The sequence below is a fragment of the Actinoplanes sp. NPDC020271 genome, assembly GCF_044388125.1.
GTDB lineage: Bacteria > Actinomycetota > Actinomycetes > Mycobacteriales > Micromonosporaceae > Actinoplanes.
In genome coordinates this window covers 253,754-269,451 of sequence record NZ_JBIRWQ010000008.1, presented here as the reverse complement: position 1 = coordinate 269,451, position 15,698 = coordinate 253,754, and the positions used below count along the sequence as shown (strand labels likewise).

At 73.3% G+C, this 15,698-nt stretch carries 12 protein-coding genes and 1 pseudogene; 2 read left to right on the top strand and 11 right to left on the bottom strand.

Annotated elements, in window-relative coordinates:
• The first annotated feature begins 48 nt into the window (after positions 1–48).
• Complete coding sequence (locus ACH442_RS20520; RefSeq protein WP_396339639.1) at positions 49–1,674, top strand: PAS domain S-box protein; 1,626 nt, start codon at positions 49–51, stop codon at positions 1,672–1,674.
• Here ACH442_RS20520 and ACH442_RS20515 read toward each other — a convergent pair.
• From ACH442_RS20515 to ACH442_RS20475, 9 genes and pseudogenes are all read right to left on the bottom strand, one after another.
• Positions 1,624–2,598 carry a glycosyltransferase family 9 protein gene (locus ACH442_RS20515; protein WP_396339638.1) on the bottom strand — a complete coding sequence of 325 codons (975 nt, stop codon included), beginning with the start codon at positions 2,596–2,598 and terminating at the stop codon, positions 1,624–1,626. The two genes, ACH442_RS20520 and ACH442_RS20515, sit on opposite strands and share 51 nt — an antisense overlap.
• Positions 2,595–3,278 (bottom strand): SDR family oxidoreductase, encoded by a 684-nt coding sequence (locus tag ACH442_RS20510; RefSeq protein WP_396339637.1) that lies wholly within the window; start codon positions 3,276–3,278, stop codon positions 2,595–2,597. Before ACH442_RS20510 ends, ACH442_RS20515 begins: the two co-directional genes overlap by 4 nt.
• A 2-nt stretch (positions 3,279–3,280) precedes the next feature.
• Positions 3,281–4,684 (bottom strand): PfkB family carbohydrate kinase, encoded by a 1,404-nt coding sequence (locus tag ACH442_RS20505; protein WP_396339694.1) that lies wholly within the window; start codon positions 4,682–4,684, stop codon positions 3,281–3,283.
• A pseudogene (locus ACH442_RS20500) lies at positions 4,682–5,278 on the bottom strand (SIS domain-containing protein); the annotation flags it as partial. The pseudogene ACH442_RS20500 and the gene ACH442_RS20505, both read right to left, overlap by 3 nt.
• Positions 5,278–6,480, bottom strand: coding sequence for a glycosyltransferase (locus ACH442_RS20495; RefSeq protein WP_396339636.1), 1,203 nt, complete (start codon positions 6,478–6,480; stop codon positions 5,278–5,280). The gene ACH442_RS20495 and the pseudogene ACH442_RS20500, both read right to left, overlap by 1 nt.
• Positions 6,465–7,391 (bottom strand): glycosyltransferase, encoded by a 927-nt coding sequence (locus ACH442_RS20490; RefSeq protein ID WP_396339635.1) that lies wholly within the window; start codon positions 7,389–7,391, stop codon positions 6,465–6,467. Before ACH442_RS20490 ends, ACH442_RS20495 begins: the two co-directional genes overlap by 16 nt.
• Positions 7,388–8,965, bottom strand: a complete 1,578-nt coding sequence (locus tag ACH442_RS20485) for an HAD-IIIA family hydrolase (RefSeq protein WP_396339634.1) — start codon at positions 8,963–8,965, stop codon at positions 7,388–7,390. The genes ACH442_RS20490 and ACH442_RS20485 overlap by 4 nt, the downstream gene beginning before the upstream one ends.
• Positions 8,965–9,987 (bottom strand): glycosyltransferase family 2 protein, encoded by a 1,023-nt coding sequence (locus ACH442_RS20480; protein ID WP_396339633.1) that lies wholly within the window; start codon positions 9,985–9,987, stop codon positions 8,965–8,967. The genes ACH442_RS20485 and ACH442_RS20480 overlap by 1 nt, the downstream gene beginning before the upstream one ends.
• Positions 9,984–11,612: a carbamoyltransferase gene (locus tag ACH442_RS20475; protein ID WP_396339632.1), complete on the bottom strand. Its 1,629-nt coding sequence runs from the start codon at positions 11,610–11,612 to the stop codon at positions 9,984–9,986. The genes ACH442_RS20480 and ACH442_RS20475 overlap by 4 nt, the downstream gene beginning before the upstream one ends.
• 110 nt (positions 11,613–11,722) lie before the next feature.
• On the opposite strand from ACH442_RS20475, the gene ACH442_RS20470 reads away from it, so the two are divergent.
• Positions 11,723–13,129: an aldehyde dehydrogenase family protein gene (locus tag ACH442_RS20470; RefSeq protein ID WP_396339631.1), complete on the top strand. Its 1,407-nt coding sequence runs from the start codon at positions 11,723–11,725 to the stop codon at positions 13,127–13,129.
• 123 nt (positions 13,130–13,252) lie between these two features.
• Here ACH442_RS20470 and ACH442_RS20465 read toward each other — a convergent pair whose 3' ends face one another.
• Complete coding sequence (locus ACH442_RS20465) at positions 13,253–14,215, bottom strand: glycosyltransferase family 2 protein (protein WP_396339630.1); 963 nt, start codon at positions 14,213–14,215, stop codon at positions 13,253–13,255.
• 197 nt (positions 14,216–14,412) lie between these two features.
• Positions 14,413–15,639 carry an MFS transporter gene (locus ACH442_RS20460; RefSeq protein ID WP_396339629.1) on the bottom strand — a complete coding sequence of 409 codons (1,227 nt, stop codon included), beginning with the start codon at positions 15,637–15,639 and terminating at the stop codon, positions 14,413–14,415.
• Positions 15,640–15,698: the final 59 nt, after the last annotated feature.

The window sequence follows — 15,698 nt, the reverse complement described above, 5'->3', positions numbered from 1 at the left end:
TCCGTCTGCCTGATGGACACACGTAAACGCCGCTGGTACTAGTGGGTGGTGCTGTGGGCCGTCGAGTGGATCGTTCTGGGAATCGGCAGCGCGGCCGCCGTCCTCCACGGCGTCCGCCGTCACCGTCCGGCCCGGACAGCGCCGTGGCTGCTGCTCGCCGGCGCCATCGTGGCCAGTTGCTGCGGTGACGTGCTGACCGCGCTGGGCCGGCCCGGCATCGCCAACTTCTGCTTCTACGTGATGTTCGCGCTGGTCGCCTGCGTACTGCTGCAGCTGACCCGCGTCGGTGCGAGCCTGGTCGACCGGGCCCGGCTCATCGACCTGCTCGCGTTCGCGTGTTCGGTGATGCTGGTCGTCTGGGTGTTCGTCATCGGCGACGGCGGCCGGATCGGGGAGGTCTCCGGGGCGTACATCATGGGTGCCCTGCTCCTGCTCGCGGTCGTCGCCCGGCTGCTGGCCGCCGCGGGCCGGAACCCGTCGGCCGTGCTGCTGGTCGTCGGCGCGGTCGGTGTCCTGGTCAGCGACGTCGTGCAGCCGCTGTGGCCGGGCCGGTTGAGCGAGTCCGGTTTCGTGGTGCTCTACCTGGCCTGGGGTGCGGCCGCGCTGCACCCGTCGATGGTCCGGCTCACCGAGCCGACCGCGCCGCGCCCGGCCCCGTGGCTCGGCCGATGGGCCACGCTGCTGGGCATCTCGGTCGCCACCCCGCCGCTCGTGCTGCTGATCGAGGCGGTCAACGGCCAGGTCGGCGACGGCGTGGTGATCGCCGCGGCCGGCGCGATCACGTTGCTGCTGACCGTGACCCGGCTGACCGACGCGGTGACCCTGAACGGGCAGGCGCTGACCCGTGAGCGCGGCCTGCGGCAGGCGAGCGCGGCACTGGTCGCCGCCGCCGACCCGCAGGCCGTCGACGAGGCCGTACAGGTCGCGATTGCCCAGCTCATGCCACCGGAGACGGTCCGCAGCGCGGTCTTCGCCACCGACAACCGCGGCCTCACGGTCCAAGGGGAGTCCGGTTCGCCACACCGCAGTTGGTGGATCGAGGAGGCCGGGCACGACTGCGCGACACTGGTCTGCCCGCTCTGGCTGGAACCGCTCGCCGTCGCCCGGCCCAGCGGCGGTGCCCTGATCCTGACCGGTCGCCGGGACACGCTCACCGCCAGTCGCGACACTCTCGAGGTGCTGGCCGGTCAGGCAGCCCTCGCGCTGGACCGGATCTCGCTGATGGAGGCGGTCGGCCGCCGCGACAGCGACCTCTATCTGCGCGCGGTGGTGCGCAACACCACCGACAAGATGGTGGTGATCGACGAGGACCAGCGCATCCGGTACGCCAGCCCGTCGCTGCGGGAGCTGCTCGGCGTCGACGAACTTCCGCCGATGGCCACCCTCGCCGACCTCGTGCACCCCGACGATCGCCACGAGCTGCGTCAGGCGTTCCGCGGCGCCGGCGACGGGGTGGTGTTCTGCTCGCTGGTACGCGCCGGCGGTGGCCAGGTGATGGTCGAGGCCACGTACCGCGACCTGCGCGAGGACCGCCTGGTCCAGGGCTTCGTGGTGACGATGCGGGATTTCCCCCGCGGCCCTGATCCGGACGAGCAGCACCCCCGGCGCGACAACCGGGGCGAGTTACCGGCCTGGGTGAATCGTCGCAGCGCCCGGCACAAGTTCAGGTACTGAGGGCTGCTGATCTGCTGAACGCGCCAGCGCCGCCGCCGCAGCGTCGAGGACCTCTTCCACGCCGACCTGCAGCAACGCCGGATGCACCTGCTCCCCGGGCAGGTCGCCGCGTTCGCTGCGAGTGCCGTGCCAGATCGCCCGGTGCCACGGCCGGTCCGCCGGCGGCCCCCAGTACGCGGGCGACATCGGCCCGAACAACGTCACCGACGGCGTCCCGTACGCGGTGGCCACATGCGAGATCCCGGTGTCCCCGCTGATCACTACGCGCGCGTGGGCGACCATACCGGCGAGTTCCCCGAGATCGGTGGCGGGCACCGCCGACGCGTCGAGGCCGGCTTCCGCCGCGACCCGGCCGGCCACTTCCCGCTCCGAGGCACTACCGGTCACCACGACCGTGTGCCCGGCGTCCCGCAGGCGCCGGGCGACCGCCGCGTACCGCGAGACGGGCCACCGCCGCGAAGCCGACTTGGCCCCGGGGTGCACGATCGTCAGCCCCTTCGGCCCGTCCGGCGCCGCGAGCCGCAGGTCGGCCGGGTCCGCGACGATCCCGTAGTAGCCGAGCATCCGGCACCACCGCGGTACTTCATGCTCCTCGACGACCCAGTCCGGCCCGTCGGCGTGGACTTCACTCCGGAAGCCCCACAGTTTCCCGGGCCGGGCGTCGAGCAGCATCCGGTGCGATTCCGGCCCGCTGCCGTGCAGGTTGACCGCGAGCGACGGCGCGTCGATCGGCCACGAGGCCGGCCCCAGTCCGGGGGTGGGCAGGATCCGGTCGACGCCGCCGATCAGGGTGATCAGCGGCGTCAACCATGCGGGCGCGGCCAGCACCAGCTCGTCGGACGGGAATGCGCGCCGCAGGGCCCGCAGCGCCGGCACACCGGTGGCGAGGTCGCCGACGCCGAGGGCCCGGAGAACCAGGATCACGGGTACGACGTTTCCGTCTCCCCGGCGATGACGAGTTCCCGCACCGCGCATCCGGCCGGCTGTTGCAGCGCGAACAGGATCGCGTCGGCGACGTTGCCGGGGTCGTTGAGTTTCGCGTCCGGTCCCGGCTTGTACCGTTCTTCGCGTTCGTCGAAGAACTTGGTCCGCATCCCGCCCGGGATGATCAGGGTGACCCCGACCTGCCCGGCGAGTTCCGCGGCGAGCGCCCGGGTGAAGCCGACGACCCCGAATTTCGCCGCGCAGTAGGCGGTGGCGTCGGAGACGGCTTTGATCCCGAGCGTCGACGCGATGGTCACCACGGTCCCGTGCGATTCCTTCAGGGCGGGCAACGCCGCGCGAACGACTGCCGCGGTGGCCAGAAGATCAACAGCGACGATCCGATCCCAGACTTCCCCGGGTACGTCGTCAAGCGCCCCCGGCACGTCGAAACCGGCCGCGGTGACGACCCCGCTGACACTTCCCCCGGCCTGTTCGATCGCCTTGCGGGTGGCCTGTTCGGCGGCGCGCGTGTCGGCCAGGTCGCACTCCACCCAGGGCACCCCGTCGCGGGCGGGCGCCTGACGATCGATGACGAACGGCCGTCCGCCGGTCTTGAGCACGGCGTCGACGACGGCGGCACCGAGCCCGCTCGATCCTCCGGTGACGATGACTGCGTCCATGGTTACCTTCCGCTCGTGGTGGTGGTGGCGGCCTGGGCCGCGGCAATGGTGCGGGTGGTGGAGCGACCGTCCAGGTACGGCACGATCACCGTCTGGCCGTCCCACCGCTTGACGAGTTCGGCTTCGGGCAGTTCGGCGTAGTCGCCGCCCTTGACCCAGACGTCGGGCCGCAGCCAGGAGAGCACCGCCTCCGGGTTCGGCTCGTCGAAGATGACGACGGCGTCGACGCAGTCCAGGGCGGCGAGCAGGCGGGCCCGGTCGGTCTGCGAGTTGATCGGACGGTCGGGGCCTTTCAACCCCCGTACGGAATCGTCGCTGTTGAGACACACGATGAGGCAGTCGCCGAGTCCGCGGGCGGCGCGCAGGGTGGCGAGGTGGCCGGTGTGCAGCAGGTCGAAGCATCCGCCGGTGGCCACGACGACACCGCCGCGTTCGCGGATCGTGGCCGCGAGCCGCCCCGCGGCATCGGCGCCGATCCGCTCGACCGGCACCGGCGGCGTGGGGTCGGTGGACAGGGCCGCGCTGACGCCGCCGGCCAGCACGTAGGCCGTGGCCGCGTCGACCGCGTCCTGCACCGCCTCGGAGACCAGCGCACCGTCGGCGAGGGCCAGCGCCGCGGCCGCCGCGAACCGGTCCCCCGCACCGCACGTGTCGGCGTCGCCGGCGTCCGCGGGCGCCGGGATGACCAGTGGGGTCGGCCCGGCCTGGCTCAGGATCGCGCCGTGCGGCCCGCAGGTGATCACGACCGCCTGCGCCCGCCATTCGTCGCGCAGTTTCTGCCCGGTCCGCTGGGCCGTGCTCAGTGCGGATCCGTGCCCGGCGTCCCCGGTGGACCTCACCGCCTCGGCCAGGTTCGGCGTCACCAGGCGCACCCCCGGCACCGGCGGCGGCCCGGCCGGGTGCGGGTCCCAGACGATCGGCGCGGACGCCGCCTCCAGCGCGGCGCGGACGGCCGGGTGCCGGGCCACTCCGCGCCCGTAGTCGCTGACCAGGATGGCTTTGGCCGCGCCGAGCACGTCGAGGACCCCGTCCGGGGCGTTGCCGGGCGGCTGGGCCGGCCCGCCGCGGTCGAGGCGCATGAGCACCTGACCGCGCGAGCGCATCCGGATCTTCTGTGGCGTGGCGCCGGGCAGTGGCAGCGCGTACACCTCGATGCCGGCGGCCGTGAGCAGTTCGCTGAGCCGGGCCCCGGCGGCGTCCTGGGCCAGTGCCGTGACCAGCGCGACCCGGTAGTCCTCGGAACCGGCCGCGAGCAGCGCGGCCAGTCCCGCACCGCCGGGTCGTTCCGAGACGGATTCCTCGTCGAGCACGGGCGCCGGGGCATCCGGGGCGATCCGGTGGACCGCGCCTTCGACGTCCCGGTCGAGCAGCGTGTCGCCGACGATGACCAGCAGTGGTTTCTCCACGGTCGTCCCCTCCGGTTCCCGGCCCAGCACGCGGGGCAGGGCGAGATCGATGTGCTCGCACATCACGTGCACCGAGACCAGGTGCAGTTCCTGGACCACCTGCGATTCCGGCGACGGGCAGTGCAGCACCTCGTCGCACGCGTCGCCGACCGGTGACGGGCCGGGCCCGACCATCGCCCAGGTGCGCATCCCGCACTCGCGGGCAGCGTGCACGGCGGCGACCAGGTTGGGGCTACGGCCGCTGGTGGACATCACCAGCAGCACGTCACCGGGCCGCCCGTGGGCCCGGACCTGACGGGCGAACACCTCGTCGAAGCCGTAGTCGTTGCTGATCGCGGTGACCGCCGACGAGTCCGCGGTGAGCGCGATCGCGGACAGCGGCATCCGGTCCTCGCGCAGCTTGCCGACCAGTTCGGCGGCGAGATGCTGGGCCTCGGCGGCGCTGCCACCGTTGCCGGCGACCAGCAGGCGGCCGCCCTTGCCGAGGTGCCAGGCGAGGTCGGCGCCCCAGTCGGCGAGGCGGGCGGCGACCGTCCGGTACGCCGCGAGCGACGCCCCGAGCGCGCTGAGGTGCCGGTCCAGTGGATCCGTCATCATGCCACCGCCGCCGGGATCGCGGCCACACCGGCGTAGACGGCGCTCATCCGGGCGGCGACCTTCGGCCAGGCGTACGCGTTCTGCGCCCGGTCCGCCGCGGCCGCCGCATAGCCGAGCCGCCGGCTCTCGTCGCCGAGCAGCCGTCGCAGCGCGAGTCCGAGCCCGGCCGGGTCGCGCGGCGCCACGAGGTCGCCGGTCACGCCGTCGACGACGGTGTCGGTGAGGCCGCCGACCGCGGTCGCGACCACGGGCACGCCGCAGGCCATCGCTTCGAGAGGGGTGAGCCCGAACGGCTCGTACCAGGGGGTGGCGGCGACGACGGCGGCCGAGCGGTACCAGGCCGGCATGTCGGCCGCGGGCACCGACCCGACCAGGTGCACCCGGTCCTCGACGTGGTGTTCCTTGGCCAGCCGGAGCAGTTGCTGGGCGTACGGGTCCTGGTCGAGCTGGTCGGCGGCCGGTCCGCCGACGACGACCAGTTCGGCCCGGGGCACCTCGGGCAGCGCACGGATCAGTTCCTCGAAGCCCTTGCGCGGGACGAGCCGCCCGACGCTGAGGATCCGCCGGCCGGTTCCGCCGGGGGCGACCGGCCCGTCCTTGCGGAACCGCTCGGTGTTGACCCCGGACGGCACCAGCGTGGTCCGCGACCGCGGGACGCCGAGCGCGACGAGTTCGCGCACCTCGTCCTGGCACTGCACGATGACGCGGTCGACGACGCGGCCGAGCTGACGTTCGTACCCGATCCGGTGGGCCGGGCTGGTGTCGGCCGCGCCCTGGTGACGGCGCTTGACCGAGCCGAGCGCGTGGTAGGTCAGCACCACCGGCACGTCGCAGCGGCGCGCCGCGGTGACCGTGGCCAGCCCGCTCATCCAGAAGTGCGCGTGGGCCACGTCCGGTTTCCAGGTGCCCTGCCAGTCCCGGGCCATCCACTCGGCGAAGCCGCCCATGTACGGCAGCAGTTCGTCCTTGGGCAGTGGCGTCGCCGGGCCGGCCGGCACGTGCACCACGTCGACCTGCTCCCCCAAGGGCACCACCTCGGGCAGGGACGGGTCGTCGCGCCGGGTGTAGACCCGCAGCTCGTGGCTGTCGGCGGCGAGCGCCGCGGCCAGTTCGGCGACGTGCGCGTTCTGGCCGCCCGCGTCGACCCCGCCGAGCACGGCGAGCGGGCTGGCGTGTTCGGAGATCATCGCGATGCGCATGTGTGCCCCTCCAGAAGGTGATCCCAATCGGCCAGGAATCGGTCGAGGCCGTACCGGGCAAGCGCGACGCGACGGGCCTTCTCGCCCATCCGGCGGGCCTGGTCGGGTTCCTCGATCAGCCAGTGGGCGGCCTCGACGAGCGTGTCGACGCGGGTGGAGAGCACCCCGGCGCCCTCGGGGATCGCGGCGATCGCCTCGGTGGTGGCCAGTGCGAGGACCGGCATCCCGATCTGCATCGCCTCGATCAGGCTCAGCCCGAGCGAGGTCCACCGGCACAGGTGCAGGTAGGCGCGGCGGCGGGCGAGCTGCTCGTGCATCGCCGCCTGCGGCGGGTCCTCGTGGGCCGCGATCCGCGGGCCGTCGAGGTCGCGTACACCCATGCCGAACACGTCCAGCGGCGCGACCGGCGTGAACCGTTCGAACAGATCAGTTCCGGTCACCCGGCCGCGGCGGACCGGCTCGTTGGTGACGATCGCCAGCCGTCCCAGGTCGCCGGTATAGCGGGCCTTGGGCTCCACCACACCGTGCTCGATCACCGTGGTCGGGGTCGACCCGGTGTCCCAGAACAGCTGATTGAAGTGGGTGACGTGCGCGATGATCAGATCGTCGCGGTCGGCCATCGGGTGCCGGGTGTTCGGGACGTCCCCCTTCGGGGTGTTGTGCTCCACGTAGACGACCGGCAGGCTGGGCGGCAGCAGGTCGATCTCCTCGGGCCGCTGGACGATCGCCAGGTCCGCGTCGCGGATCTCCTCCAGCGGCAGTTCCTCGACGGTGTCGGGCCAGTCGAAGGTGCGGGCACGACCACGGCCCCACGCGTCGCGGGCCTCGTTGACCGGAATCAGATAGCGGTGCTTGCCCTGGACGAACGAGGTGGTCCAGGAGCCGTGCACGTGCCAGAGCAGGATGTTCAAGCAGCTACCTCTCGGACGAGCCCGGCCGGGCGGGCGCCGAGCCGGGTCACGGCTGCGAGCACCTCCTCCGGGCCGACGGTGGACAGGCAGGGATGGCCGGGCACCGGGCAGACCGTCGCCCGGGTGTCACGACACGGAGCTCCGGCAGCGCCGAGACGCACCGCCGGGACGCGATAGGGACCCCATTGCGCGTACGGCACGGTGGGCGCGAACAAGCTCACCACCGGTGTCCCGACGGCCGCGGCGAGGTGGGCCGGCCCGGTGTTGCCGACGACCAGGCACGCGGCGTCGGCCAGGAGCTGGGCCAGCTCGGTCAGCGTAGGGGGCGTTTCGACGTCGGCGGCGTTGTCGGCGACGTACTGCGCAAGCTGTTCCTCTCCGGGACCGGCCGTGACCAGGACCCGGAAGCCGGCACCGGCGAGGGTTTCGACGGCCGCCCTGAGCTGGTCGGGTGGGCAGGAGCGGGCCTCGACGCTGGCGCCGGGGTGCACGATCACGTAGTCGCCCGGGCCCCGCCGCCGCACCCCGCGCACCCGCAGGCCACCGTCGTCGGTATCGGGCAGCGTGAAGCCCGCGGCCGCCGCGACGCTGCGCGCCCGCTCCGGCTCCGGCACCCCTCGGGGCACGCCGCGATGCCGCACGTCGAGCAGCGACCCGGGATAGTCCTCGCTGATCGCGGTGATCCGCTCCACGCCGGCCTCCCGCAGCAGCAGGGCCAGGGGCAGAGCCGATTGGTGGTACGACGTGAAGATCACCGCCTCGTCCACCCGCGCCTCCCGCACCCGGCGGACCAGGCCGTCCAGGCCGGCGTCGCGAACCGGATCCGGCTCGGGGTCGATCCACGGCAGTTTCCACTCGATCAGCTCGTCGACGCCGGGCAGCAGTTCGGCCGCCGCCCGCCCGCGCGGACCGCACAGCAGGACGACCCGTTCGCTGCCGTGCGCCACCGCGCGGATCGCCGGGCCGGTGACCAGCACGTCCCCGGCCGAGTCGGAGCGCACCGCGAGCACGGTCCCGGCCTTGCGTGGCCGGGGAATCGCCCTGACCAGGTCCTCCCGGGCGAGGATCAGGTCGACCGCCGCGGCCAGATCGCCGACGACCGCGGGCGCGGCCTCGACCTCACCGGTCAGCGTGACCCCGGTCGGTACGAGGATCCCGGCAGCGCCCGCCGCGAGCGCGGCCTCCATGTCACGGCCGATGTCGCCGACCACGACGCAGCGCTCCGGAACGGTCCCGAGCGCGGCCGCGGCGGCGTGGACCAGGCCGGGCCGGGGTTTGCGGCAGTCGCAGCCGGTGGTGTCGTCGTGCGGGCAGATCTGCCACGTGCCGAACTTTCCGAGCAGTTCCTCGACCCGCTGGTTGACCTGTGCGAGCTGGTCCGCGTCGAACTTCCCGCGGGCCAGGCCGGACTGGTTGGTGACCACGCCCAGCTCGAGTCCGGCGGCACGCAGCCGGTCCAGCGCGGCTCGGGCACCGGGCATCGCCTCGACTCGGGACGGGTCCCCGTTGTAGGGGACGTCCACGATGATCGTGCCGTCCCGGTCGAGGAGAACGGCGTCGTAGAGCCGTGACATCAGACGGCCACCGCCCTGGTCCCCACGCTGGTGCCGGCGTCCTTCGGTGCGGCCACGTCGCTCCCGGCGGCGGTGTTGCCGGTGACCCGGGCCGGGGTTGCGGTGCGCCAGCGCCACCAGCCGCGCAGCCAGTGCGCGACCGCCACCGGTGGGATCGCGGCGCTGGTCAGAAGCATGGTGGTGACCTCCCGCCGGTCGCGCGGGCCGGGCGCGATCCGGGCCGCCGCGAACTCGGCGGTTCCCGCGGCCCACCCGGCTCCCGCGACGAGAGCCCAGCCCCGACGACCCGCCACGGCCGCGACCAGCGCGGCCAGGCCCAGGGCGGTGATCGCCGCGTGGCGGGGGCGCCGGCCGGGCGGGATCTCCAGCAGGCTGCGCCAGTACGGACCGTAGAGACTGCGGAGCAGGGCGTCGTCCGCGTTGCCGCGCTGGGTGCGGAGGCTGACCCAGCGCGTCTCCGGGCGTACGGGATGAATGATCTTGCGAATGCCGGCCCGGAGGTGCCATCCGGCCCGGCGAACCCGGAAGGCGATCTCGGCGTCCTCGCGGAAGGCGCGCGGCAGGCGCTCGTCGAAGCCCCCGACGGCGGTCAGAGCCTCGCGGCGGTACGCCATGTCCGCGGTCAGCCACTTGCCGTCGGCGAGCCCCGCGGTGACCCGCTCCCAGTCGGTCGGCCGGCGGTCGCCCGGCAGCGGCACGTGCAGGACGCCCTGGATGCCGCCCACGTCATCGCCCGCGCCGGCCAGGTCCTCGGCCAGGCGATCGGCCCAGTCCGGTTCCGGCACCACGTCGTCGTCGAGGAAGACGATCCAGTCGTTGCGAGCGGCCCGCCAACCGGCATTGCGCGCCGCGGCCGGACCCCGCGCGGGCCCTTTCACCACTTCGGCCCAGGCCGGCGTCTCCAGCGGCGGCGGGTTGCCGGGGCGGTCGTCGACGACGATGATCTCCGCGTCCCGCGGGAGCGCATCGAGCAGGACGCGCAGCGAAGGCCGGCCGAGCGTCGGCACCACGATGCTGATCACGCGCCGAACGCCTGCGCCCGGTGGACCGCGAACGGCCCGATCGCGAGCAGGTCGACCGGCGCCGAGCCGAACAGCTCCATCGCCTCGCGCGGCGTGTCGACCATCGGCCGCCCGGCCGTGTTCAGCGACGTGTTGACGACCACGGGCAGGCCGGTGAGCCGCTCGAACTCGGCGAGCATCGCGGCGACGAGCGGCTCGGTCTCGTGGTGGACGGTCTGCACGCGCGCGGTGCCGTCGACGTGGGTGACGGCCGGGATCCGGTCACGCCAATCAGGTTTGACCCGGTGAACGAAGAGCATGTACTCACTCGGGTAGACCCCGTCGAAGAGATCGTGGAAACGTTCGGCGCGGACCATCGGCGCGATCGGGCGGAACTGCTCGCGGCCCTTCACGTCGTTCATCCGCCGCTGCGTGTCCGACTGTCCGGGGTGGGCGAGCAGCGAGCGGTGGCCGAGCGCGCGCGGGCCGTACTCGCTGCGCCCCTGGTACCAGGCGACGATCCCGTTGCGGGCCAGCACCTCGGCCGCCTCGGCGGCGATCGACTCCGGACGCGTGTACGGCAGCGCCGCCCGCTGCAGCTCGGCTTCCAGCTCCTCGTCGGACCAGCCGCGCCCGAGCGCCGCCGTGGTGAACGGGATGCTCTGCCCGTGCACGGTCAGCGCCGAGCCGAGCGCGGTACCGGAGTCACCGGCGGCCGGCTGCACCCACACCCGCTCGAACGGCCCCTCCGCGGCGACCCGCCCGTTCGCGACACAGTTCAGCGCGGTGCCACCGGCCATGGTCAGCGTCGGCAGGCCGCCGGACGCCTCGAACGTCCATCGGGCCAGGTCGAGGATGACCTCCTCGAGGCGCTTCTGGACGCTCGCGGCCAGGTCGGCGTGCGCTTCGGTGAGCTCCCCGCCGGGTGCGCACGGTTTGGCCAGCGCACTCCAGTCGATGCGGTCCACGACGAACCCGCCGTCGCCGGTCGTCCTGATGAGTTCCCGCAGAAGATCAAGGAACTTCGGGCTTCCGTACGACGCCAGGGCCATCACCTTGTACTCGTCGCTGGAGTGGAGGAAGCCCAGGTGACGGGTCAGATCCTCGTAGAGCAGCCCCAGCGAGTGCGGCAGTTCCTGCGTCCGCAGCACGGTCAGCTCGCCGCCGCGGTACGCACCGGCCAGGTGACCGGCGACCTCCCCGCGCCCGTCGAGCACCAGCACGGCGTTGTCGTCCGGCACGGACAGTCCCGCCGACGCGGCGTGTGCCACGTGATGCGGCACGAATCTCACCTGCTCGGGGTCGAGGCCCGGCAGCGCGGCGGCCAGGAACTGCGGCGCCCGGCGCGCGTAGTCGATCCGCAGGTGATCCCACGGGTCGTTCAGTCCCAGATCGGCGGCGTCCCGGCTGATCCCCGGATCGAACGAGTAGGCGACCGCGTCCAGATCGCCCGGACGCAGCCCCGCCTCGGCCAGGCACCAGGCCGCCGACAGCTCCGGCAGTTCCCACGCGGCGAACGGCACCGGCCGCTTCCCGTGCTTACGCCGGCTGAAGCGTTCCTCCTCGGCCGCGGCCACGACCTGACCGTCCACGATCAGCGCCGCCGCCGGATCGTGGAAGATCGCGTTGATTCCCAGCACTCGCATGAAGCGGCGGATACCCGACTGCTTTCGAGCTACTCACCGAGGCGGCAAAAAACTTCGACGGTCGAAGTGTTTCGCGTTTGCGCAGGTCACGAAGGGGCATCCGAGCTGCCATGTACGAGGTCAGCCAACTCATCGCCGGTTCCCGGCGGCTCGGCGGCTCCGGCCGCGAAGTGATCGTCATCAGTCCCAGCGACGACTCCCGGGTCACCCGGGTCGCCGTCTCCGACGAATCCGATGTCCAAGAGGCCGTCAACGCCGCCCGCACCGCCGCACCGGACTGGGCCCGCACCGCGCCGGCCGCCCGGGGTGCGGCACTGCACGCGGCCGCCGATGCGGTCGCCGCCGGCGCCGACGAACTCGCGCGACTCATCTGCGCCGAGATGGGCAAACCGGTCGCCGATGCCCGCGACTCCGTGATGGCCGGAGTCGGAACGCTACGTCAGTACGCGGAACTCGGACCGGTCCACCGCGGACGCGCGCTCGCCGGCAACGACGAGGCGATCGACCTGATGGCGTACGGGCCGCGCGGCGTCGTCGCGGTGATCACCCCGTGGAACGATCCGGTCGCCGTGGCCTGCGGCCTGCTCGGCGCGGCCCTCGTCACCGGCAACACGGTCGTGCACAAACCCAGCGAACGGACCCCCGCCACCGGACATCACCTCGTCACCCTGCTCGCCCCGCACTTCCCCGACGGCGTCCTCAATCTGGTCAACGGCGACGGCGCGGTCGGCGCCGCCCTGGCCGCCGCCCCCGTCGACGTGGTCGCGCACGTCGGCTCGACCGCCACCGGACGCGCCATCGCCGCGGCCTGCGCCCGCACCGGCGCGAAAGCGCTGCTGGAGAACGGTGGCAAGGACCCGCTCCTGGTCGACGGCGGAGTCGACCCGGCCTGGGCGGCCGGACAGGCGGCGCTCGGCTCGTTCGCCAACTCGGGTCAGATCTGCGTCGCCGTCGAACGGATCTACGTGGTGGAATCCGTCGCCGAAGCCTTCCTCGACGCGCTCGTCACCGAAGCCGACGCGTGGCAGCCGCGCATCGGTCCCCTGGTCGACCGGCGACTGCGCGACACCGTCGACGACCAGGTCCAGCAGGCCGTCAAGGAAGGCGCGACCGCCCTGCGCGGCGGAACGGTGCCGGCCGGGCCTGGCTCGTACTACCCGCCGACCGTGCTGACCGACTGCACCGACCGGATGGCGATCATGCGGGAGGAGACGTTCGGGCCGGTCGCGCCGGTCGCGATCGTCCCCACCTTCGCCGAAGGCCTGGAACGCGCGGCCGCCTCCGACTACGGCCTCGCCGCGACCGTTCTGACCCCGTCGATGGGCAACGCCCAACAAGCCTGGCGAACGCTGCCCGTCGGAACCGTGAAGATCAACGCGGTGTTCGGCGGGGCGCCGGGCGGGGCCGCACACCCGCGCCGGCTCAGCGGGCAGGGCTTCGGGTACGGCCCCGAACTGCTCGACGAACTGACCGCGGTGAAGGCCGTCCACGTCGAGGCACCCCCGACCGGCTGGTAAAACCCGGGCAACTCAGTCGCCCCGGGCGCGTGAGGCACCTCTGGTCGCCGGCCAAGCACGGCCGGCCGGCGACCAGAGGTGCCTCACGCGCCGGAGAACACACCGGACGACCAGCGGGCGAGGTCAGTGATTCAGGAGGCGTAGGGACTGTTCGACGGCGGTGGGGACGGCGCGGCGGTGGCGGAGGGCCCACGGCAGGTCGCCGGTGAGGTCGCCGAGCGCGGCCGGGCAGGTGCGGGCCACCTGGGCGAGGACTCGGGCGACCACTGCGGGCGGGCGGCGCAGCACGGCGGTGAGGGCGCGGTTGCGGGCCTCGCGGCGGATCCGGGCTCGATTGTCGCGCCCGGCCGGTGAGGGGAAGTGGCGCACGGTCAGCGACGGGACGTACGACAGTTCGTGTCCCGCGGTGGCGAGGTCCATCGCCAGGAGCGCTTCCTCGCCGTACACGAATAATTGCGGGAGGAATCCCCCGGCCTTGAGGAAAGCGTCTCGCCGGACCACGACCGCGCAGGAGAGGAAGCCGAGTACCGACGGACCGGCCGCGCCGGGCGGGGTGCCGAGCGGCGCGGTGGCCATGTAGTCGGAGACCGGGTCGGGCCGGGCTTCCGGGCCGATCAGCACCCGGCCGGTGAGCAGGGCGGCCTTCGGGTGGGCACGGAGCAGTTCCGCCGCCCGGGCCAGAGAACCGGGTTCCCAGTACGAGTCGTCGTCGGCGAACGCCACGAACGGTGTGCGCGCCCAGAGGACTCCGGTGTTGCGCGCCGCCGCACCGATGTTCTCGTCGAGCCGGACGACGTCGACCCGCCGCTCCGCCCCGTCGAGCTCCCGGCCGGCTGACCCAGGATCCGGCCCCACTCCCTCGAGAATCGTCCCGGCTGTTGCGAGGCCCGGCATCGGGACGAGGTCGGCGTCGTAGGCGCCCGGAACGTCGAGCGGCTGATCCGACCCGTTGTCGACGATGATCGTCGGGGCGCGGTGGTGCGGGACGGTCTCGCGGAGAAGGTCGGGCCGGTTGCGGGTGGCGACCACCACGGTCACTTCGTCGGTCTCGACGGCGACCGGCGCCGGCCTGTTGATCACTGACATGGCGCGCCGCATACCCGGGAGTCGGCAAACCACTCCCGGCCCGGGCCGGCGTCCCGCGGGAGGGTGAACCAGCGGCGAAAGGCCCGGCGCCACCGCGCCGGGCCTCCCACAAACCGCCGGGCCTCCCACAAACCGCCGGGCCTCCCACAAACCGCCGGGCCTCCCACAAACCGCCGGGCCGTCGAACCGAACCGACGTCAGGCCATCTGCTCGGCCGCCAGCAGCGGCTCCGGGTGCGGCAGGTGCAGCGTGCGGCCCTGAGCGCGGGCAATGGCCGCCGCCCCGGCCACCGCCGCCGCGGTGGTGATCGCCCCGCCCAGAAGAAGCGCGCCACGCGGCCCCACGGTGTCGCACAGCCACCCGACCGCCGGCGCCCCCACCATGCCGGACAGCGCGGACACGATGCCGACCGCGGCCAGCACCCGTCCGCGCATGTCCTCCCGGGTGTCCAGCTGGATCCGCGTGGACACGACCGTGTCGAACACGACCGCACCGGCCGCGATCGGCAGGATCAGCGCCGCGAACGACGTGACGTTCGGGGCGAGGCCGGCGCCGATCTGCAGCAGGCTGATCGTCAGCCCGGTGCCGAGCAGCACGCGCAGTGTCGACTTGCCGGTCCCGGCGAGGAGCAGCCCGCCGAGCACGGCGCCGACCGCGAAGACGGTGGAGAGCAGCCCGTACGCGCCGGAGCCGCCGTGCAGCGGCCCGGCCACCATCGAGGCCATGCTGACCTGGTAGTTACGGCCGAGCGACCCGAGCACGAACGACAGCGCGAGCACGATCAGCACGACCGGCTGGCGGCCGATGTAGCGCAGCCCGGACAGGACGCCCCGCTCCCCCGCCGCGGCGACGGGCAGGTCACGCAGTTCGCTGAGACGCATCGCGGCGAGAGCGCCGATGACCGCGAGGTACGACACCGCGTTGATCACGAAGAGTGTGGCCGGGCCGGTGATGCCGACGAGGACACCGCCGAGGGCCATGCCGCCGATGCGCCCGGCCGAGCTGAGCACCGAGCCGAGCGCGAGTGCCGAGCCCAGCGCGGACGGCGGGACCAGCGCCGAGCCGAAGCGGCCCAGGGCCGGGCCTTCGAACGAGCTGATCACGCCGGAGGCCAGCGCCACCGCGAAGATCAGCGCATGGCCGCCGTGCGCGACGAGGACGAGGGCGAGCAGCGCGCGGACGGCCTGGCTGGCGATCAGCAGCGGGCGGGCCGGCAGCCGGTCGGCGAGCGCGCCGCCCCACGTGCCGAGGACCAGCACCGGCAGCGCCTGGAGCATGACGACCAGGCCCATGGTGGCGGCGGAGCCGGTGGCGGAGAGGATCAGCCAGTTCAGTCCGAGCACCTGCATCCAGGTGCCGGCGGTCGACACGAGGTCGGCGGCGGCCCAGAGCCGGTAGTTGCGCTCCCGAAGCGGTGCGAACATCGGTGCCAAAGCGGCGATACCCCCTGGAAAGAACAGCAGCGCCGGCCCTCGGCGCTGCG